We start from the raw sequence: 19,815 nt of genomic DNA, 5'->3' as shown, positions 1-19,815 counted from the left end.
GCTCAGACCAGCGTCGTCATCCAGCCGAACGGGTCCTCCACGGAACCGCGCTGGATACCGGTGAGCGTCTCGCGGAGCCGCATGGTGATCGCCCCCGGCCCGCCGTCGCCCACCGTGTAGCCGCCGCCGGAGTGTTGCACGGACCCGACGGGGGTGATGACGGCGGCGGTGCCGCAGGCGAACACCTCGGTGATCTCGCCGGAGGCCACGCCCGACTCCCACTCGTCCACGGAGACCTTGCGCTCGGTCACGGGGTAGCCGAGGTGGCGGGCAAGCTGCAGGAGGCTGTCGCGGGTGACGCCCGGCAGCAACGAGCCGGACAGTTCGGGGGTGACGATCTCGGCGGAGTCGCCGGAGCCGAGGACGAAGAACAGGTTCATCCCGCCCATCTCCTCCACGTACTTCCGCTCGATCGCGTCGAGCCAGACCACCTGGTCGCATCCCTTGGCCGCGGCCTGCTCCTGGGCGCGCAGCGAGGCGGCGTAGTTGCCGCCGAACTTGGCGGCGCCGGTGCCGCCGGGGCTGGCGCGCACGTACTCGGTGCTCAACCAGACGCTCACGGGGGCCACGCCGCGGGAGAAGTACGCGCCGGCCGGGGAGGCGATCACCGAGTAGAGGTATTCGTCGGCCGGCCGCACGCCGAGCCCGGTCTCGGTGGCGATCATGAAGGGCCGCAGGTAGAGCGACTCCTCACCGCCGGCGGCGGGCACCCAGTCGCGGTCGATCGCCACGATCTGCCGCAACGACTCCATGAACAGCTCTTCGGGCAGCTGCGGCATGGCGAGGCGCTCCGCGGAGCGGTTGAAGCGGGCGGCGTTCTGCTCGGGTCGGAACGAGGCGATGGAGTCGTCGGCCTGCCGGTAGGCCTTGAGGCCCTCGAAGATCGTCTGCGCGTAGTGCAGGACCACGGCGGACGGGTCGATGGACAGGGGGGCGTACGCCTCCACGACCGGGGTGCCCCACTGCCCGTTCGAGTACGGGAGGGTGACCATGTGGTCGGTGAAGTGCTTGCCGAAGCCGGGGGCGGCGAGGATGGCCTCGCGCTCGGCGGTCGACCTCGGCGAGGCGGACGGACGGACGTCGAACTCGGACATTGCGGGTCTCGTTCCTGGAGGAAGGGGCGGGTCAGCGGGTGCGGATCTCGATGAGCGGGGGTACCGCGAGGCGGCACGGTACCTCTCGTCCGCGTACGTCGACGACGACCTCGTCACCCTTCTTCAGACCCGCGTCCAGCTCGATGAACGCGAGTGCGATCCCGGTCTTGAGGGTCGGCGAGAACGTGCCGGAGCTGGTGACGCCCACGTCGCGTCCACCGGCGCGCACGGTCTGCCCGGCGCGCGGGATCCCGCGTCCGGTGACCTCGAGCGCGTACATCCGGCGGGCGGGGCCGGCCTCCTTCTGACGCAGCAGTTCCTCGCGCCCCCAGAAGGCGGGCTTGTCCCAGCCGATGGCCCAGGCGCAGCGTGCCTCGAGCGGGCTGAGGTCCACGGACAGCTCGTTGCCGTGCAGCGGGTAGCCGGCCTCCGTGCGCAGCGAATCGCGGGCACCGAGACCGCACAGGGCGCCCTCACGGGACAGCACCTGCTCGGCGAGCGCATCCCAGATCGGGCCGGCCTCGTCCCAGGCGGGCAGCACCTCGAATCCGTACTCGCCGGTGTACCCGGTACGGCAGACCCGCACGGAGTGTCCGTTCCAGCCGGCGTCGACGTACGCCATGTAGTCGAGGTCGGTCGGCAGCCCCACCGCCTCGAGCACCTCTCCGGCGAGCGGGCCCTGGACCGCGATCACGGCGCGGGAACGGTGTTCGTCGGTGACGGTGACCCCGGGCGCCCGCTCGGCGGCGGCGGCCTGCATCCGCCGGACCACCTCGGCGGTGTTGGCGGCGTTGGGGATGAGGAAGATCTCGGAGTCGGAGACCCGGTAGGCGATGAGGTCGTCCACCACTCCCCCGGACTCGTCGCAGCACAGCGTGTACTGGGCGCTGCCGGCGGCGATCCGGTCGAGGTCGTTGGTGAAGCACGAGTTGACGAACTCCGCGGCGCCCGGGCCGGTCACGAGCGCCTTGCCGAGGTGGCTGACGTCGAACAGCCCGACGGCCGTGCGGGTGGCGGTGTGTTCGGCGACGGTGCCGGCGTACTGCACCGGCATCGACCAGCCGCCGAACGGGGCGAAGGTCGCGCCGGCCTCCACGTGGCGGGAGTGCAGTGGTCCCTCGTGAAGGTCCCCTGTGTCTGTCATGTGGCCACTCCTCGCGCTCTACGGTCCGGCTGCCTGCCAACGTTAGTCGATAGACTATGGTGCCCCCGCCGTGGCGGTCCCGCCGCGTCGTCCGGGCATCACGACCCATCCCGTACGTCCCGCCGACCCCCAGGAGCGCTTTATGCCGACCGCGCAGTCGATCCTCACCCACAGCCCGGATCTCGCCCCGATCGAGGCGGTCACGACGCCGGTGGACGCCGACGTCGTGGTGGTCGGTATCGCGGCCGATGCCGGGGCCGGAGAGGATGCGGCGCCCGTCGTCGTCGCCCCCGGCCTGGAGGGTGTGGTCGCCGCGGCGCTCGCCGCGGTCGCGCGGTCGGTGGGCGCGTCCACCAAGGTGGCCTCCACCACCCGTGTCCCGGCGCCGGACGGTGTGTCGGCCGGGTCCGTGGTGCTGGTGGGGCTCGGGTCCTCCGACGACGAGGTGTCCGACGAGTCCCTGCGCCGCGCGGCCGGCGCCGCCGCGCGGGCCTGCCGCGGACTCGGGTCCGCCCTGGTGTTGCTGGACGCCGAGCGCGCGGAGCCGGTGGCCCTGGGAGCGGGGCTCGGATCGTTCCGCCCGGCCAAGGTCACCTCGAAAAACGACGACGACGACGAGAACAGCGATTCGCTGAAGGTGTTCGTCGCCGAGGGCGGCGCCGACGCCGTGGCCCGCGCCGCCACCGTCGCCGAGTGTGTCGGGCTGGCGCGCGATCTGGTCAACACCCCGCCCAACCTGCTGTTCCCCGGATCGTTCGCCGATCGGGCCGCCGAACTGGCCCGCGACGCCGGTCTGGAGGTCGAGGTGCTGGACGAGGAGGCGCTCACCGAAGGTGGCTACGGCGGCATCCTCGCCGTGGGCGGCGGCTCCTCCCGCGGCCCGCGCCTGGTGCGCCTCACCCACCGGGGCGCCGAGGGTCGACCCACCGTGGCCCTCGTGGGCAAGGGCATCACCTTCGACACCGGCGGCATCTCCATCAAGCCGGCCGCCGGCATGGAGCAGATGACCATGGACATGGGTGGCGCCGCGGCCGTGGTGGCCACCGTCATCCTCGCCGCGCGGCTGGGCCTGGATCTCACCGTGGTGGCGACCGTGCCCATGGCGGAGAACATGCCGTCGTCGACGGCGTACCGGCCCGGCGACGTGTTGACCATGTACGGGGGCACGACCGTCGAGGTGAAGAACACCGACGCGGAGGGGCGGCTCATCCTGGCCGACGCCATCGTCCGGGCCTGCGAGGACTCCCCGTCCCATCTCATCGACACCGCCACCCTCACCGGTGCGCAGATGGTGGCGCTGGGCAAGAAGACCCCGGGTGTCATGGGAACCGAGGACTTCCGCGACCGGGTGGCCGACCTCAGCCGGTCGGTCGGCGAGGGCGGCTGGCCGATGCCGCTGCCCGAGGAGCTGCGTGCCGGGCTGGATTCCGAGGTGGCCGACCTGACCCACGTCACCCCGCACCGGTGGGGCGGCATGCTCTCGGCCGGACTGTTCCTCTCCGAGTTCGTCGCGGACGGCGTCGAGTGGGCGCACATCGACGTGGCCGGCCCCGCCTACAACGACGGTGGCCCGGAGGGGTACCTGCCCAAGGGCGGAACCGGGGTGCCCGTGCGGACCATGCTCGCCGTCCTCGAGGACATCGCCGCCGGAGCCTGAGTCGGCCGCGGGCGGCGGGGTCAGCGCGGCTAGCCCCCCTCGGTCTCGCGCAGCCGGTCGCGGAGGCGCTCGGCCCGCTCGCGCCGCTCACGCTTGATGCGGACCTCCTCGTAGTCGCGCATCCGTTGGGGGTAGCCCTGGACGGCGGCGTCGAACAGGGGCAGCTTCAACTGCGCGGCGAGTTTGCGCGCGGTGGCCACGTCGCCGACCGGCCTGCGGGTCCATTCGCCGTCGAAGGCCACCAGGCACAGGCCGGGGACCGAGACGAGGGTTTCCGGCTCGAGATACGCCTCCACGCCCACGCGGGTGCGGCACCACCGGCGCAGGTGGTCGAGATCGGCCGGATCCGCCGGGACCCGAGGCCCACGACGCCCGAACAGGTCACGGATACCCACCGTCGGTCCTTCCGTCGGGCCCCCGTACGGGGTGAGGGCCGCCTATGGGACACGATCGTACCGACGCCCGACGCCCGTCACGCTGCGGGCGACCGGCGAATCGGGCACCCGCCGGGGTCGGGATCGGCACGTCCGCCGACGCCGAGAGGTGGCAGAGGGCACAATGGACGACGATCCTGGGTGGGGGCGCCACCGCGCATCCGGCCCCGGATCGACACGACGAACAGATAACTCACACCCACGACGCCGCTCACGCGGGCGCGGACCGCGCTTGCTGGCAGCGAATGAGAACTCTTGAGGAGTCACGACACCATGGCCTTCTCCGTACAGATGCCGGCTCTCGGTGAATCCGTCAGCGAGGGCACGGTAACCCGCTGGCTCAAGAAGGAGGGGGACACGGTCGAGGTCGACGAGCCGTTGCTCGAGGTCTCCACCGACAAGGTCGACACCGAGATCCCGTCGCCCGCCGCCGGCACGCTGAAGAAGATCGTCGCCGATGAGGACGAGACGGTCGAGATCGGCGGGGAACTCGCCGTCATCGACGACGGCTCGGGCGGGTCCGACGACTCGGACGACTCCGACGACGGCTCCGGCTCCGGCTCCGCCGATGAGGCCGACGACTCTGACGACTCTGACGATCAGGCCGATGAGGCCGACGAGTCGGATGCCGCGGACGATTCCGCGGACGACGAGCCCGCCGAGGAGCCCGCCCCGGCCAAGAAGTCCTCCGGAGGCGGGGGCGGCGGCAAGGGCACCGACGTCGTCATGCCCGAACTCGGCGAGTCCGTCACCGAGGGCACCATCACCAAGTGGCTCAAGTCCGTCGGCGACACCGTCGAGGTCGACGAGCCCCTGCTCGAGGTCTCCACCGACAAGGTCGACACCGAGATCCCCTCCCCCGTCGCCGGCACCCTGCAGAAGATCGTGGCCGAGGAGGACGAGACCGTCGACGTCGGCGCCACCCTCGCCGTCATCGGCGACGGCGACGGCGACGGCGACGCCGCGAGCGACTCCGACGACGACTCCGGCGACTCCGGCTCTGACTCTGACTCCGACGAACAGTCGGCCGAGGAGCAGAACGCCACCGACGCCAAGGACGAGGGCGTGGACGCCTCCGACGAGGACGAGGTCCCTGAGGACACCCCCGAGACCGAGAAGAAGGCCGCCGCCAAGGCGGAGTCCGGGTCCGGGTCGACGTCCGGGAAGAAGGCCGAGCAGAAGAGCGAGAAGAAGGCCGCGAAGCCGCGCGGGTCGGAGAAATCAGACGGCGGGTCCTCCGGCGACCTGCCCGAGCGCGCCGAGCCCGCGGCGGCCGCCAAGGCCGGGAGCTCGCCGTACGTCACCCCGCTCGTGCGCAAGCTCGCGCAGGAGCACGGCGTCGACCTGGACTCGGTCAAGGGCACCGGCATCGGCGGCCGGATCCGTAAGCAGGACGTCCTCGCGGCGGCCGAGGGCTCGGGTTCCGACTCCGGTTCCGAGACCCCGGCCGAGGAGAAGGCGCCCAGCGGCGGCCCGTCGAAGGCCGGCGTCCGGCCCGAGCTCGCGGAGCTGCGCGGCACCACCAAGAAGGCCAACCGGATCCGCAAGATCACGGCGCAGAAGACCCGTGAGTCGCTGCAACAGACCGCTCAGCTCACGCAGGTCTTCGAGGTGGACATGACCCGGGTGGCGCAGCTGCGCTCGCAGGTCAAGGAGCAGTTCGCCGACAAGCACGGCGCCAAGCTCTCGTACCTGCCGTTCTACGCCAAGGCGGTCGTCGAGGCCCTGGTGTCGCACCCGAACGTCAACGCGTCGTACGACGAGAAGACCAACGAGATCACCTACCACGGGTCGGTGAACCTCGGGATCGCCGTGGACACCGAGGCGGGGCTGCTCTCCCCGGTCATCCAGAACGCGCAGGACCTGGACATCCCGGGGCTGGCCAAGGCGATCATCGACCTGGCCGAGCGGGCGCGGGCGTCCAAGCTCACGCCGGACGACCTCCAGGGCGGCACGTTCACCATCACCAACATCGGCAGCGAGGGGGCCCTGTTCGACACCCCGATCCTCGTCCCGCCGCAGGCGGCGATGCTCGGCACCGGCGCGATCGTGCGGCGGCCCGTGGTGGATGCCGACGCCGACGGCGAGTCGATCGCCATCCGGTCGATGGGCTTCATGCCGCTGACCTACGATCACCGCCTGATCGACGGTGCCGACGCCGGCCGCTTCCTCACCACGGTGAAGGACCGGTTGGAGAAGGCCGAGTTCGACGGTGACCTCGACCTGTGAAGCCGGCTGATCGGTAGGTTCCGCTGAACCCCGCGACGGGCGTCCTCCTTCACGGAGGGCGCCCGTCGTCGTCGTCACACCCCTCGGCCTACCCTGGGGACATGTCGCACACCGGTCAGTCCCTCCGCCGTGACCCGGCGCCCCCGGAGATCCGTCGGCTCGGCACCGTCGAGTACAGCCCCACCTGGGAGCTCCAACGCGCCCTCGCCGAGGAGCGCGCCGACGGGCAGCGGGGCGACACGATCCTCCTCCTGGAGCACCCCGCCACCTACACCGCCGGCAAACGCACGGAGCCGTCCGACCGTCCCACCGACGGCACCCCGGTCGTCGACGTGGACCGCGGCGGCCGGATCACCTGGCACGGACCCGGCCAACTGGTGGGGTACCCGATCGTCGCGCTGACCGACCCCATCGACGTGGTCGAGTACGTCCGTCGTGTCGAGCAGGCCCTCATCTCCACCTGCGCGCGACTCGGCGTGGAGGCCGGGCGCGTCGACGGGCGCTCCGGGGTGTGGTGTGCGGCCTCGGACGGCAGGCCCGAGCGCAAGATCGCGGCCATCGGGATCCGTGTCCAGCGGGGCGTGACGATGCACGGGTTCTCCCTCAACTGCGACTGCGATCTGACCGCGTTCTCGCGGATCGTCCCCTGCGGGATCGTCGACGCCGGGGTCACCTCGCTCAGCGCCGAACTCGGTCGCGTGGTGCCGGTGTCGGAGGTTCTGGACCAGGTCACCTCCGACATGGTGGAGGCGCTGGACGGCCGACTGCCCGTGGCGTGATTCGCGCGTAGGCTTGCGGCCGTGACTGTGACTCCTGAAGGCCGCAAGCTCCTCCGTATCGAGGCCCGCAACGCCGAGACGCCGATCGAGCGCAAGCCGTCGTGGATCCGTACGAGGGCCACCATGGGTCCCGAGTACAAGGAACTCAAGACGCTGGTCAAGACCGGCGGCCTGCACACGGTGTGCGAGGAGGCCGGCTGCCCCAACATCTACGAGTGTTGGGAGGACCGGGAGGCCACGTTCCTCATCGGCGGCGAGCAGTGCACCCGCCGCTGCGACTTCTGCCAGATCGACACCGGCAAACCCAGCGCCCTCGATCGTGACGAGCCGCGGCGCGTGGCCGAGTCCGTGCGCGAGATGGGTCTGCGCTACTCCACCATCACGGGCGTCGCGCGCGACGACCTGGAGGACGGCGGGGCCTGGCTCTACGCGGAGACCGTCCGCAAGATCCACGAGCTCAACCCCAACACGGGGGTCGAGAACCTCATCCCCGATTTCAACGGGGACCCGGACCAGCTGGCCGAGGTGTTCGAGTCGCGTCCCGAGGTGCTGGCGCACAACCTCGAGACCGTGCCGCGGATCTTCAAGCGGATCCGCCCGGCGTTCCGGTTCGACCGCTCCCTCGACGTGATCCGCGCCGCGCGCGACTTCGGCCTCGTCACCAAGTCCAACCTCATCCTGGGGATGGGCGAGACCACCGACGAGATCGTCGACGCGATGCGCGACCTGCACTCCGCCGGCTGCGACATCCTCACCATCACGCAGTACCTCCGGCCCAGCCCGCTGCACCACCCGATCGACCGCTGGGTCAAGCCCGAGGAGTTCGTCGAGCTGTCCGATCAGGCCCGTGAGATCGGTTTCGCCGGCGTCATGGCCGGACCGCTCGTCCGCTCGTCGTACCGAGCCGGCCGCCTCTACGTCCAGGCGCTGGAGCACCGCGGGCAGGCGGTTCCGGAGCACCTGCAGCAGCTGACGACAGGAGGTTCGGCGTCCCAGGAGGCCTCGAGCGTCCTGGACCGCGAGCGCGCCCGCGTCTGACCCGCCCACAGTCGGCCGGGGCGGGGCACCCCTCGGGTCAGCCGCGGTTCCCGGACCGCGGTGGCGGGCACGTATCCTGATGACCATGGCGAAGAGCGAGCTCACCAAGGCGGACAAGAAGGCGGCCCGGGCCGCTCGGCGGCAGGCGGGCAAGGAACAGCGCGGCCAGATGTGGCAGGCGCTGAAGATCCAGTCCAAGCAGGACAAGCTCCTGTGGCCGCTGATGATCGGCGCGGTCGTCCTGTCGACGGTCGTGTTCTTCCTCCTCGGCATGCTGTGGGGCGGCGAGTGGTGGATGCTCCCCCTCGGTGTGCTCACCGGCCTCATGCTCGCGATGGTGATCTTCTCGCGCCGCGTGCAGAACACGGTGTACGGCAAGGCCGAGGGGCAGCCGGGCGCGGCCGCGTGGGCCCTGGACCAGTTGCGGTCCGGGTGGCGGGTCAACCAGGCCGTCGCCGCCACGACGAGTTTCGACGCGGTCCACCGCGTGGTCGGCCGGTGCGGGATCGTGATCGTGGGCGAGGGCGAGCCGCGCCGGCTCAAGCCGCTCATGGCACAGGAGAAGAAGAAGGTCGCCCGGGTCGTCGGCGACACCCCGATCTACGAGTTGATCGTCGGCGAGGAGCAGGACGCGACCCCCGAGCAGGTGCCACTGCGCAAGCTGAACCGCCGGCTCACCCGATACCCGATGAACATCAGCCGGGCGAAGGTCGACGCCCTCGACACCCGGCTCCGGGCGCTGAGCACCAAGACCGGCATTCAGAACCAGATGCCCAAGGGCCCGGTCCCCCAGGGCGCGAAGGTGCGCAACATCCAGCGCAGCGCCCGCCGCCGCGGCTGATCCGTCCGCCGTCAGGCTGTCGCAGCCACCGGGCTCACGACGCCCGCCGCCCGTCCCGGGCGGCGGGCGTCGTCTCGTCAGCGGGTACGGATCAACGGGTACGGATCAGAGTGGTGCCGGTGGCGCGGTCGTGCATGCCGCGGCCGTCCTCGTCCTGGATGAGCGGGGGCAGTAGGAAGAAGATGAACACCACGCGCACCAGCGCGCGGACGAAACCCACCCTCTCCTCGGCGTCGACCCGTGCCGTGCCGATGCCGACCAGCGCCTGCCCCGGCGTCTGGGCGAACAGCCACACGCAGACCACGCCGCTCACGCCCCACAGCAGTGGCACGGCCCAGCTGGAGACGGCGGAGAACGAGTCGCCCCCCAGCGTCTCCGGGCCGAGCAGCATCACGAGGATCGCGACCAGCCCGTAGGCGAGGAACCAGTCCACCGCCAGCGCGCCGACACGCACGCCCAACGGGGCGATCGAGCCCGCGCCGGACGCCGGGAGACCGAGATTCTCACCCTTGTACTTCTGCTCCGGCCCACTGCCGGAGGTGGGGCCGGACAACCATGATCCCGCAACGTCACGCATACTGCCCAGGGTAGCCGGGCGACCTGCCGATCCCCATGTCGGCGATACCCCGCTTCGGGTGACTAAACTGACCCTATTGGGAGGGACCCACCCGGCCGGTGACGTAACACCAGCGAAACATTCGCTTGACGGCCGGGCAACACCTCGCCCATATCGTGAGGTCACCGCACGACGGGAGACACCGGTTTCCCGTCGCACTTCAGAGACGAGGAGCGAATCGTGGCATTCTCCACGCCGGACGAGGTCATCAAGTACGTCAAGGACGAGGGCGTCGAGTACGTCGACATCCGGTTCACCGACCTGCCGGGTAACGAGCAGCACTTCACGATCGCCGCAGCGGCGCTCGACGAGGACATGTTCGAGGACGGCCTGGCCTTCGACGGCTCCTCCATCCGGGGGTTCCAGTCGATCCACGAGTCCGACATGATGCTCCTGCCGGATGTCGCGACGGCCCGTCTCGACCCCTTCCGCAGGGCCAAGACGCTCAACATCAGCTGCTTCGTCCACGACCCCTTCACCCGTGAGGCCTACAGCCGCGACCCGCGCAACGTCGCCCGCAAGGCCGAGGAGTACCTGCTCTCCACCGGCATCGCCGACACGTGCTTCTTCGGGGCCGAGGCCGAGTTCTTCGTCTTCGACTCCGTCCGCTACGGCTCCGGCACGAACCACGGCTTCTACGAGGTCGACTCCAGCGCCGGCCACTGGAACACCGGTGCCTCCCAGGAGGCCGACGGTTCGGCCAACCTCGGCTACAAGGTCCGCGAGAAGGGCGGGTACTTCCCGGTCGCCCCGTACGACCACTTCGTCGACCTGCGCGACGAGATGTCGACCAATCTCACCAACGCCGGTTTCGAGCTCGAGCGTCTGCACCACGAGGTGGCCGGCGCCCAGCAGGAGATCAACTACAAGTTCAACACCCTGCTGCACGCCGCGGACGACGTCCAGCTGTTCAAGTACATCGTCAAGAACACCGCCTGGAAGAACGGCAAGTCGGCCACGTTCATGCCCAAGCCCCTCTTCGGCGACAACGGCTCGGGCATGCACGCCCACCAGTCGCTGTGGAAGGACGGCAAGCCGCTGTTCCACGACGAGTCCGGCTACGCGGGGCTGTCCGACATCGCCCGCTACTACATCGGCGGCATCCTGCACCACGCGCCGTCGCTGCTGGCGTTCACCAACCCCACGATCAACTCGTACCACCGGCTCGTCCCGGGCTACGAGGCCCCGATCAACCTGGTGTACTCGCAGCGCAACCGCTCGGCGTGTGTCCGGATCCCGATCACCGGCAACAACCCCAAGGCCAAGCGCATCGAGTTCCGCTGCCCCGACTCGTCCGGCAACCCGTACTTCGCGTTCGCCGCGATGATGATGGCCGGCATCGACGGTGTGAAGAACAAGATCGAGCCGATGGCCCCGGTCGACAAGGACCTCTACGAGCTCCCGCCGGAGGAGGCCGCCGACATCCCGCAGGCGCCCACCTCGCTGCCCGCCGTCATCGACCGTCTCGAGCAGGACCACGAGTACCTCACCGAGGGTGGCGTGTTCACCGAGGACCTCATCGAGAACTGGATCTCGTACAAGCGCGAGAAGGAGATCGCCCCGGTGAACCTCCGTCCGCACCCGCACGAGTTCGAGCTCTACTACGACTGCTGACAGCTAAACCCCTCTGAACAGGGGAAACGCTAGCCGGAATCGCCCCCGGTACGCAGTCGGTACGCAGGAGATCCGACCCGCGACCTCATCGCACCACCGACGAGGTCGCGGGTCGCGTCGTCTCCGGAGTCCATAAGGTGCCCGTACACGTCGAGGGTGACCCGCGCCGACTGGTGCCGCATCCGCGCCTGGATCGTCTTAATGTCCGCTCCCCCGGCAATCAGGATGCTCGCGTAATGGTGCCGACAATCGTGGTGGGTGAACCGCTCCGGCAGACCAGGAACCCGACCACGCGCCTCGCGGACAGCCCGCTCGACCTGGAAGTCCCTCGCCGGACCACCGAGCCCGTTGGTCACCACGTAGTCGGTGCCCCAGGTCGCCACCGACTCCGACAACAGCAGCGCCAGATCCCGCGGCACTGGGACCGTCATCTCCGAGCCCGACGTCTTGAGAGGCGCCCCGCCGGCCTGGAACCGTGGTGTGACCGATCCGCGCATGAAGTCGACGTCGTCGACCCGCAGACCGCACACCTCCCCCAGCCGTAGACCAGCGAACGCTCCGAGCAGAATGGCCGGCCGCAGGTGCTCCGGCATCTCGTCGTGCAACGCCCAGATCTGCTCCGTCGTGGCGACGTAGACCTTGGTCTTACCCATCGGTGGGGACGTCCGCCTCGAGCAGGGAGAACGCTGCAAGATCCCGTCGTGGACCGCGTCCGCCATGACATGCGCCAAGCGGGAGTGCAGCGCGTAAATCGTCGACGCCGCCAACCCCTCCCCCTGCATCGACGCAATCCACGACCGGACCATCGTCGGCCGCACGTCGGAGAGCCGCTGGTCCCCGAACGCCGCCACGATCCTCTTAACATGCGTCCGCGCCTGCCGAACCGTCGACGGCCGATGCACCTTGTACGCCTCGAGCCACTGCTCGCACCACTGCTCGACCGTGAGTTGCGCGTCCTCCGGCCGGATATAGTCCCCGCGCACGAGCGCAGCCGAGATCCCGTCGACGTGACGTTGTGCCTCGACCCTCGTCGGGAACGCCCGCGTGACTTCGACGCCGCGGTCGTCGACCCATCGGGCACGCCACCTCGAGCCGCGCCCGTAGTCCCTCGACTTCGACCCGTCGGCCCTATGCCAGCGGTCCTCGACCCCGGCCCGCCGACTACGCCTCGGAGTCACCGTTGTCTCCGAACGTCTCCAGCGACCTCGTCTGTCGTTGTCTGTAACAACCGTTGCGCCTGGTGCTGCTCAGACGGCGAGAGCCTCAGATAGAGCTCATTGTCGTCGACTAGCTCCTCCAGGTCTCGCTGGAGCTCAGTAGCCTCACGAGCTTGATTCCGAAGGAGCCAGAACGCCCGATCGAGAGCCCGCATGAGCGTGCGGATCTCCTCAATCTGGCCGGTCGGGTCACCCGGCGCAGTCATGTCGTCGATCGAGACCTCGAAAATCTCAGCCAGTGCCAACGCCTCTCCGAGTGGGAGCACTCTCGAAGCCCGCTCGACCTTATGCACAGTCGATTGAGTCCACCTGTAGCCGTGCTCCGTCATCAGACTCGCCAGGTCCGACTGCGTCATGTTCGAACGTTTCCGCAGGTCAACGAGCGACCGGGCGAACGCCTCCTCCGGCATCTCGAGGGGCGGTGCTCCGTCCTGGTCACCATCTAGGTCCATGCCGGCCAACGATAATCCACATCCGCAGTTTTACCAACCTTGACAATTCTGAATCGGCGTTTAGTATAGCTCCAACCCATCCACATTCCACCTTGGATTATCCAACGGGAGCAGCAATGTCAGATCAGATTCTTTCGACCGCCGAAGTCGCCGCGGCGACCGGGATCCCCGTCGGCACCTTGCGCTACTGGCGCCACTGCGACGAGGGGCCCGCCTCATTCCGCGTGGGTCGTCGGGTGGTCTACCGCCGCGCCGCCGTCGAGGAATGGCTCAACGCGCAGGAGGCCACAACTACCCGCGGCGGTGTCGCATGACCGCGCAGCCCGTCCTCCCCCTAGACCGAGAAGCAGCTATCCGCCACGGAATTCTCGACAAGAATTCCCTGCCCCTCGAGCGCAGCCTCACGGAGGGAACCCCCTGACATGACCACCCCAACGCAGAACGCCCCGGCAGGGAGCCGAGGCGCTTGCGAAATGAACTTTGGCGGGTTCATCCGTAAGCGTATCGCAGCAGCCCGACGCCTGGAGCCGTTCGACTGCGGACACGCCGACCACTGGCTCACCCCATGCAACCGGCCCACCCTCACCGCGGAATCCGTCCTCGCCTCCGTCATCCACCTCAACGGGCACGGCCACTGGAGCAAAGACGACCTCCGCCGCGCCTGGACCGTCGCAACGACAGACAAGGAGCGCACCATCCTCTGTGCAGCCGCAAAGGAGGTCGCAGCGTGAACCGTGACCTCTTCAACGGACAAGAAGCCTTCTGGCACCTCGTCGGCATCGCGCAGGAGTGGGACGAACGGGAACCCACGCCGCAGGACCGCGCAGACATCGAACTATGCAAGGCAATCGCGCTCTCCGAGATCGCATACAACCTGTCGACCATGCGCCGCGATCGAGGGGGAGATCAGTGACCACCACCTCCGAAGTGGGCCTCCTCGACTACGTCATCACTGGCGATTGGCTCGACGCGCAGCACTACCCGCCGGTCAAGTTCGCAGTGCCCGGCCTCATCCCGGAAGGCTTCGGCCTCCTCACGGGACCGCCCAAGGCCGGCAAGTCGTGGGCGGTCATGGGACTCGGCCTCGCCGTCGCATCCGGCGGCAGAGCCTTCGGACACATCGACGTCGGAGAACCACGCCCGACCTTGTACTTGGCACTCGAGGACGGGGAGCGAAGAGTCCAGAGCCGCGCCCGACACCTCCTCCAAGGCGCTCCGATCCCGGCCCGCATGAACTTCGTCACCGACGTCCCCCCGCTCCTGGTCCTCGACGTCCTCGACGCCTGGCTCGACGCCAACGCAGGACAGACACCCCTCGTAATCCTCGACACCCTCGGCCGCGTCATGCCCTCATCCCGCCCCGGCGAATCCGCATACGAGAGGGATTACAGAATCGGAACCAAGCTAAAGCGATCAACCGACGCGCACCCCGGCTCGACGCTCCTCGTCGTCCACCACACCCGCAAACAGGCCGGCGACGACTGGATGGACTCCACCTCCGGCACGAACGGACTCAACGGATCGGCCGACTTCACCGTCAACCTCAGCCGCGACCGCAACAGCGACGAAGGACTCATCCGCGTCACCGGCCGCGACGTCATCGAAGGCGAATACTCCGTCACCGTCACCGACGGAGCGTGGACCCTCTCAGGCGACAGTCTCGACGCCGCCGCCCAGGCCGCACAACAGACCAAGGCCACAAGGAACCTCAGCGACGACGCCGCCGCGATCGTCCGCTACGCCACCGACCACGGCCCAGTCAGCCCACAGGCGATCGCCACCGCCCTCGACCTACCCGGCACAACAGTCCGCCAGTACTGCCTCCGCGCAGTCGACACCGACCGCCTCCAGAAGTACGGACGCGGCCTCTACGGGCCTGTCACAAGTGTCACAAGTGTCACTAACTCCGAGCACGACCCCGACAACGTGACAGTCGTGACAGATGTGACAGCACCCCTAAACGTCCTCGCGTTCGAAAGGAACCACCAGTGATCCGCCTCGAAGGCACACCCGAGTTCGACGTCAGCACCCGACGCCGCTGGACCGTCCTCACCATCGGCCACGACCGATTCCTCCTCACCGACGCCGAAGCCCTCCACCTCGCAGACCTCCTCGTCGACGCCAGCGAAAGGACCACCCAGTGAGCAGCGACCAAGTCCGCCTCGAAGCCGCCCGACTCGCCCTCAAATTCCTCGTCAACACCGACCCAGTCGAAAACGAACGATCATTCCTCACCGCCCTCAAGGCAGTCGAGGACCCACACGAACGGATCTCCGTCGCCTTCAACGCCGCCCGCATCCTCGCCTGGCAACTCCGAGAAGCCGCACAGATCGCCGGCACCCTCGACCAGATGACAGACGAAGTCAACAGGACCCTCTTCGATCTCGTCCTGCCCACCGACGAGGAGCAGCCATGAGCCGGGAAGGAATCGAACGGATCCTCCTCCAAGAAAAGATCCGCCGCGACCTCGCACAACTCGACGCCAGACTCGACGCCCTCGAAGCACAACTCAACGACGAAAGGAGGACCAATGCTCCACAGACCATGTCTCCGGTGCGGTGAACCAGTCGCCGGCGCCTCCTGGTGCGACAACCACAAACCGCAGCCAACCAAGAGCCGCCGCGCCCGCGGATACGAAGGCCAATGGCGCAAGGTGTCCGCCCGCGCACGCCGCAAGCAGCCCTGGTGCTCCGACTGCGGAACCGTCGAAGACCTCACCGCCGACCACTCACCGGAAGCATGGGCAGCCCACAACGCCGGCAAACCCATCACGCTCGATCTGATCGATGTCGTCTGCCGCGCATGTAACGCCCGACGCGGAAACGTCCGGGGGGATGCACCCGGGTGGACCTCTCCGGCACCCTCCGGCAAGGCACACAGGCGATCTCAATATGTGGGAGAGCCGGAATGAAAGGCGGCCCGAAGGGTCCGAGGGTCATGGATCCGTTGCCCTGGAGGCCGCGGAAGCGTGGGTCGGAGCAGTTCGTCGAGTTCGCTCGCCGCTACCTGGTGACGCCGAAGGGGCAGGGTGCCCGCAAGCCGGTACAGGTCAGGGAGTGGCAGCGGGATCTCGTCGGGACGTTGTTGGACGAGGATCGGCCGTTGGTGGTCTGGTGTCTGCCTCGCGGTCAGGGGAAGTCGACGATCACCGCGGCCTTGGCTCTGCATCACGTGTTTATGTCTGGGATCGAGGGTGCCCGCGCTGTCATCGTCGCCCAGGACGAACGCTCCGCCACGAGGATGCTGTCGACCGCGGCCCGCATGGTGGCGCTTAACGAGGAGCTCGACTCGCGGGCATGGGTGTACAAGGACCGCATCACGATCCCGGCGACTGACTCGCACATCGTGGCCCTGCCTGGTGAGGCTGCTCGGATCGAGGGTGAGGCCGCGTCTCTGGCGATCTGTGACGAGGTGGGGATTGTCCGCCGGGATGCGTTTGAGTCTCTGTTGCACTCGACGGGAAAGGTGGAGGGGTCGAAGCTCCTGGCGATCGGTACTCCGTCGCCGCCGTCGTGGCGGGAGACGTCACCGTTGCTGGATCTGGTCCTCGACGGCCGGAGCAATCCGGATAACCCGAACCTTCGAGTGGTCGAGTATTCCGCCCCGGTGGGGTGCGCTGTCGACGACGAGGAGGCATGGGCGGTCGCCAACCCTGGTCTTGACGACCTGGTGCAGCGTTCGGCTCTCCGCGCTGCTCTGCCACCGCGGTCGAGGGAGTCGGAGTTCCGCCGTGCCCGTTTGGGTCAGTGGGTGGAGCAGGACGATGCCGCGTTCCTGCCGCCTGGTCTGTGGCCGAAGCTGTCGACCGGGGTCGGGATTCCGGACGGGGAGCGGGTGGTCCTGGCCCTCGACGGATCGTTCAACGGAGACGCAACCGCTCTGGTGGTGGCGACCGTGGACAAGCATCCGCACATGGACGTGGCCGGCCTCTGGGAACCGCCGGACGGGGACGAAGCCTGGCGGGTTCCGATCCTCGAGGTGGAGCAGACGATCCGTGACGCCTGCCGGCGTTGGGACGTGGTCGAGGTGACCGCGGATCCGTTCCGGTGGGCGCGGACGCTCCAGCTCCTCAACTCGGAGGGGATCTTCGTGACCGAGTTCAACCAGACCTCGGCACGCCTCACCCCGGCCACGACGGACGCCTATCAGGCCGCGATCAACGGGGAGATCTCCCACTCAGGGAACAAGGATCTCGGCCGCCATATCGGCAACGCCACGGTGACCGAGGACGCCCGAGGAGTCCGACTAGCGAAAGAGAAGAGAGGAAGTCACCGCCGCATTGACCTCGCCGTATGCGTGGTCATGGCACACAGTCGCGCCACCTGGCGCGCATCCACGAAGAAGAGAAAGAAAGCACGAGGTTTCAAGTCATGAACGATCTACTCACAGCACTGTTGCAGCAGCTCGACGGCCCCGCCGCCCGCCTGGACCGGCTGGACCGCTACTACCACGGTCAGCAGCCGCTCGCCTTCCTGGCACCGGAGGCCCGCGCAGCCCTCGGAGACCGCCTCGACCGCCTCGCCGTGAACATCCCGCGCCTCCTGGTGGACTCGATCGCCGAACGCCTCCGCATCGTCGGGTTCGACCGCGACGACGTCTGGCCCGCCTGGACCGGATCCGACCTCGACCAGCTCGCACCCCTGGCGCACCGGGAAGCCCTCACCCTCGGCACCTCCTACGCCGTGGTGTGGGCGCACCCCGACGGCCGGCCGAACGTGTCGATCGAGTCTCCGCGACAGGTGACGGTCCTCAAGGATCCGTCGACGCGCCGGATCGTCGCCGCGGTCAAACGCTGGCGCACGGACTCGACGACCGAGGCGGTCCTGTATGAGCCGGACAAGATCACCCGGTACTCCGCGAACACTGTGGGCGCGACGACGGTGGGTTTCCGCACCACCGCGGTCCTCGACAACCCGCTGGGAGTGGTGCCGGTGGTCGCTTTCCGTAACGCCACACGTCTCCTGGAGGACGGCCGGTCGGAAATGGAGGACATCTTGGGTCTCACCGATGCCCTCTCGAAGCTGACCGTGGACATGATGGTCGGTTCGGAGTACACCGCCCGCCCGCGCCGGTGGGCGACCGGCCTGGCCCTCGGAGAGGACGAGGACGGGGAGGAGATTTCCCCGATCGAGGAGGGTGACCGGATGATGATTAACGAGGAGCCGGACGGCAAGTTCGGTCAGCTCCCCGGCTCGGATCTCGCAGGGTACGAGACGGCGATCGGCACGATCATGCGCCAGATCTCCGCGGTGTCCGGTCTGCCGGAGCACATGCTCGGAATCGGTGGGGACAACCCCACGTCGGCCGACTCGATCCGCGCCTCTGAAGCCGCGTTGACGGCCCGCGCCGAAGCCCGTCAAGCCGCGTTCGGACGGTCCTGGGAGCAGGTGGCGCGCCTCATGGTCGCCGTCCGCGACGGAGTCGATCCGGAGCGTGTCGAAGTCCGAGTCAAGTGGGCCGACCCCTCCACCCGCTCCGTCGCCCAGGAGGCCGACGCGGTGACGAAGCTCTACTCGGCCGGCCTCCTGCCCGCCTCGACGGCCCTGGCCCGTCTGGGATACACCGCGGACGAGATCGAGGAGATCCGCGCCGCACGCCGCGCCGAAGCACTCGACACCGCAGGGGTGGACATGCTCCGAGGTCTCGCCTCATGAGTTTCCGAGACGAACTCCTCGGACTGGGCAGTCGCGCAGAGGCCGCCGTGGTCGAGGTGTACCGCCGATATCTCGACGCCACCATCACCAGGGAGCAAGCGGTCGAACTCCTCGCGGTCCTGGTGCAGAAGTACAACCTCCAAGCCGCGACCCTCGCGGATCTGTCACTGTCCGCGACTCTCATGGTCGAGACCGCCGCCCCGGTCCCGGTCGCCATGACCACCCGCGCAACGGACCTAGAGAGGCTCTCCAAGGCCGCGTCGACGGTCCTGGTGGTCGCTGAGACCTCCGAGGTACCGGAAGCCATTGTCGCCCGCCTGGCACGCGCTGAGACGTTCAACGCAGGGCAGACCGCCTACACCGACGGAATCGCCACCTCGAAGGCCACGAAGGGGTGGATCCGCGGGATCTCCCCGAACTGTTGCCAACTGTGTCGGTGGTGGTGGCGAGAGGGTCGAGTCTGGCCGAAGGACCATCCGATGCCAACACACAAGGGGTGTACGTGCTCCCCGATCCCGGTCGTCCGCGACGACATTGCTTCGACCGGTCACACCAGGCGTCTCGCTCGAGTCGCCGCTACGGAAGGAACAGCATGACCGACCAGCAGACCCCCGACGTGGTCGAGGACAACCCCGAGGTCGCATCTTCACGTGAGTCATTTGACTCACCTGCACCCGCTCCGGAGGTCGAGGAGACCGTCGAGACCGTGGAGGAGCCGGATACGTTCCCCCGCGAGTACGTCGAGAAACTCCGCGACGAGAACGCCCGATACCGGCAGCGCGCAGGGAAGGCCGACGACCTCGCCCGCCGGGTCCACCGCCTCATGGTCGAACAGACCGGACTCCTCGCAGACCCCGAGGACCTCGAATACGACGAGGAACACCTGGACGACCCGGAGAAACTGCAGTCTGCAGTTGACGATCTCCTGGCCCGTAAGCCGCACCTCGCGGCACGCCGCCCCCGCGGCAACATCGGGCAGGGGATCCCCGACGCCGGCACCACCGACCTCGCCTCGATCCTGCGACGAGCAGCCAACTAGGAGCAGC

The 19,815-nt window shown here is 68.6% G+C and carries 23 protein-coding genes; 17 read left to right on the top strand and 6 right to left on the bottom strand.

The window, feature by feature from the left end; all coding sequences use genetic code 11:
• Positions 1-2 precede the first annotated feature (2 nt).
• Together AC3DEV_RS10425 and gcvT are read right to left on the bottom strand one after the other, a co-directional pair.
• A complete protein-coding gene (locus AC3DEV_RS10425; RefSeq protein WP_488372050.1) occupies positions 3-1,094 on the bottom strand; it encodes a branched-chain amino acid aminotransferase in 1,092 nt (363 codons plus the stop codon).
• Positions 1,095-1,125: 31 nt separating this feature from the next.
• Positions 1,126-2,238 carry a glycine cleavage system aminomethyltransferase GcvT gene (gcvT, locus tag AC3DEV_RS10420; protein WP_061229909.1) on the bottom strand — a complete coding sequence of 371 codons (1,113 nt, stop codon included), beginning with the start codon at positions 2,236-2,238 and terminating at the stop codon, positions 1,126-1,128.
• 142 nt (positions 2,239-2,380) lie between these two features.
• On the opposite strand from gcvT, the gene AC3DEV_RS10415 reads away from it, so the two are divergent.
• Positions 2,381-3,895: a leucyl aminopeptidase gene (locus AC3DEV_RS10415; RefSeq protein ID WP_488372049.1), complete on the top strand. Its 1,515-nt coding sequence runs from the start codon at positions 2,381-2,383 to the stop codon at positions 3,893-3,895.
• A 29-nt stretch (positions 3,896-3,924) separates the two neighbouring features.
• Here the strand turns inward: AC3DEV_RS10415 and AC3DEV_RS10410 are convergent, their stop codons facing one another.
• Positions 3,925-4,290 (bottom strand): oxidoreductase, encoded by a 366-nt coding sequence (locus AC3DEV_RS10410; RefSeq protein WP_488372048.1) that lies wholly within the window; start codon positions 4,288-4,290, stop codon positions 3,925-3,927.
• Between the two features lie 312 nt (positions 4,291-4,602).
• On the opposite strand from AC3DEV_RS10410, the gene sucB reads away from it, so the two are divergent.
• From sucB to AC3DEV_RS10390, 4 genes are all read left to right on the top strand, one after another.
• On the top strand, positions 4,603-6,558 hold the full coding sequence (gene sucB / locus AC3DEV_RS10405; RefSeq protein ID WP_488372047.1) for a 2-oxoglutarate dehydrogenase, E2 component, dihydrolipoamide succinyltransferase: 1,956 nt from the start codon (positions 4,603-4,605) through the stop codon (positions 6,556-6,558).
• Positions 6,559-6,659: 101 nt separating this feature from the next.
• Positions 6,660-7,337 (top strand): lipoyl(octanoyl) transferase LipB, encoded by a 678-nt coding sequence (lipB, locus tag AC3DEV_RS10400; RefSeq protein WP_067714178.1) that lies wholly within the window; start codon positions 6,660-6,662, stop codon positions 7,335-7,337.
• Between the two features lie 21 nt (positions 7,338-7,358).
• Positions 7,359-8,375, top strand: a complete 1,017-nt coding sequence (gene lipA / locus AC3DEV_RS10395) for a lipoyl synthase (protein WP_096905676.1) — start codon at positions 7,359-7,361, stop codon at positions 8,373-8,375.
• Between the two features lie 85 nt (positions 8,376-8,460).
• The gene (locus AC3DEV_RS10390; RefSeq protein ID WP_067714310.1) at positions 8,461-9,216 is read left to right on the top strand and encodes a DUF4191 domain-containing protein; all 756 of its coding nucleotides are present in this window, start codon (positions 8,461-8,463) and stop codon (positions 9,214-9,216) included.
• A 91-nt stretch (positions 9,217-9,307) separates the two neighbouring features.
• Here AC3DEV_RS10390 and AC3DEV_RS10385 read toward each other — a convergent pair whose 3' ends face one another.
• On the bottom strand, positions 9,308-9,793 hold the full coding sequence (locus AC3DEV_RS10385) for an RDD family protein (RefSeq protein ID WP_488372046.1): 486 nt from the start codon (positions 9,791-9,793) through the stop codon (positions 9,308-9,310).
• A 219-nt stretch (positions 9,794-10,012) separates the two neighbouring features.
• Between AC3DEV_RS10385 and glnA the strand changes: the two genes are divergently transcribed.
• On the top strand, positions 10,013-11,446 hold the full coding sequence (glnA, locus tag AC3DEV_RS10380) for a type I glutamate--ammonia ligase (RefSeq protein WP_488372045.1): 1,434 nt from the start codon (positions 10,013-10,015) through the stop codon (positions 11,444-11,446).
• 29 nt (positions 11,447-11,475) lie between these two features.
• On the opposite strand, the gene AC3DEV_RS10375 is transcribed toward glnA, so the two are convergent.
• Both AC3DEV_RS10375 and AC3DEV_RS10370 read right to left on the bottom strand, forming a co-directional pair.
• The gene (locus AC3DEV_RS10375; protein WP_488372044.1) at positions 11,476-12,624 is read right to left on the bottom strand and encodes a tyrosine-type recombinase/integrase; all 1,149 of its coding nucleotides are present in this window, start codon (positions 12,622-12,624) and stop codon (positions 11,476-11,478) included.
• Positions 12,621-13,115 carry a helix-turn-helix transcriptional regulator gene (locus AC3DEV_RS10370; RefSeq protein ID WP_488372043.1) on the bottom strand — a complete coding sequence of 165 codons (495 nt, stop codon included), beginning with the start codon at positions 13,113-13,115 and terminating at the stop codon, positions 12,621-12,623. Before AC3DEV_RS10370 ends, AC3DEV_RS10375 begins: the two co-directional genes overlap by 4 nt.
• Positions 13,116-13,231: 116 nt before the next feature.
• On the opposite strand from AC3DEV_RS10370, the gene AC3DEV_RS10365 reads away from it, so the two are divergent.
• The 11 genes from AC3DEV_RS10365 (at position 13,232) to AC3DEV_RS10315 (ending at position 19,808) form a co-directional block, all read left to right on the top strand.
• On the top strand, positions 13,232-13,429 hold the full coding sequence (locus AC3DEV_RS10365) for a helix-turn-helix transcriptional regulator (protein ID WP_488372042.1): 198 nt from the start codon (positions 13,232-13,234) through the stop codon (positions 13,427-13,429).
• 159 nt (positions 13,430-13,588) lie between these two features.
• A complete protein-coding gene (locus tag AC3DEV_RS10360; protein WP_488372041.1) occupies positions 13,589-13,846 on the top strand; it encodes a hypothetical protein in 258 nt (85 codons plus the stop codon).
• Positions 13,843-14,028 (top strand): hypothetical protein, encoded by a 186-nt coding sequence (locus AC3DEV_RS10355; protein WP_488372040.1) that lies wholly within the window; start codon positions 13,843-13,845, stop codon positions 14,026-14,028. The genes AC3DEV_RS10360 and AC3DEV_RS10355 overlap by 4 nt, the downstream gene beginning before the upstream one ends.
• A complete protein-coding gene (locus AC3DEV_RS10350) occupies positions 14,025-15,107 on the top strand; it encodes an AAA family ATPase (RefSeq protein WP_488372039.1) in 1,083 nt (360 codons plus the stop codon). The genes AC3DEV_RS10355 and AC3DEV_RS10350 overlap by 4 nt, the downstream gene beginning before the upstream one ends.
• On the top strand, positions 15,104-15,259 hold the full coding sequence (locus AC3DEV_RS10345) for a hypothetical protein (protein ID WP_488372038.1): 156 nt from the start codon (positions 15,104-15,106) through the stop codon (positions 15,257-15,259). Before AC3DEV_RS10350 ends, AC3DEV_RS10345 begins: the two co-directional genes overlap by 4 nt.
• A complete protein-coding gene (locus AC3DEV_RS10340; RefSeq protein WP_488372037.1) occupies positions 15,256-15,531 on the top strand; it encodes a hypothetical protein in 276 nt (91 codons plus the stop codon). Before AC3DEV_RS10345 ends, AC3DEV_RS10340 begins: the two co-directional genes overlap by 4 nt.
• Positions 15,528-15,677, top strand: coding sequence for a hypothetical protein (locus tag AC3DEV_RS10335; protein ID WP_488372036.1), 150 nt, complete (start codon positions 15,528-15,530; stop codon positions 15,675-15,677). Before AC3DEV_RS10340 ends, AC3DEV_RS10335 begins: the two co-directional genes overlap by 4 nt.
• A gap of 282 nt (positions 15,678-15,959) precedes the next feature.
• Entirely contained in the window at positions 15,960-17,489 is a 1,530-nt protein-coding gene (locus AC3DEV_RS10330; RefSeq protein WP_488372035.1) for a terminase TerL endonuclease subunit, read from the top strand.
• The gene (locus AC3DEV_RS10325; RefSeq protein ID WP_488372034.1) at positions 17,486-18,769 is read left to right on the top strand and encodes a phage portal protein; all 1,284 of its coding nucleotides are present in this window, start codon (positions 17,486-17,488) and stop codon (positions 18,767-18,769) included. Before AC3DEV_RS10330 ends, AC3DEV_RS10325 begins: the two co-directional genes overlap by 4 nt.
• On the top strand, positions 18,766-19,365 hold the full coding sequence (locus tag AC3DEV_RS10320) for a hypothetical protein (protein WP_488372033.1): 600 nt from the start codon (positions 18,766-18,768) through the stop codon (positions 19,363-19,365). Before AC3DEV_RS10325 ends, AC3DEV_RS10320 begins: the two co-directional genes overlap by 4 nt.
• On the top strand, positions 19,362-19,808 hold the full coding sequence (locus AC3DEV_RS10315; RefSeq protein ID WP_488372032.1) for a hypothetical protein: 447 nt from the start codon (positions 19,362-19,364) through the stop codon (positions 19,806-19,808). Before AC3DEV_RS10320 ends, AC3DEV_RS10315 begins: the two co-directional genes overlap by 4 nt.
• Positions 19,809-19,815: the final 7 nt, after the last annotated feature.

This window comes from Dietzia sp. IBK-p2-15D, assembly GCF_057773105.1.
This window is presented reverse-complemented; position numbering and strand designations above follow the sequence as displayed.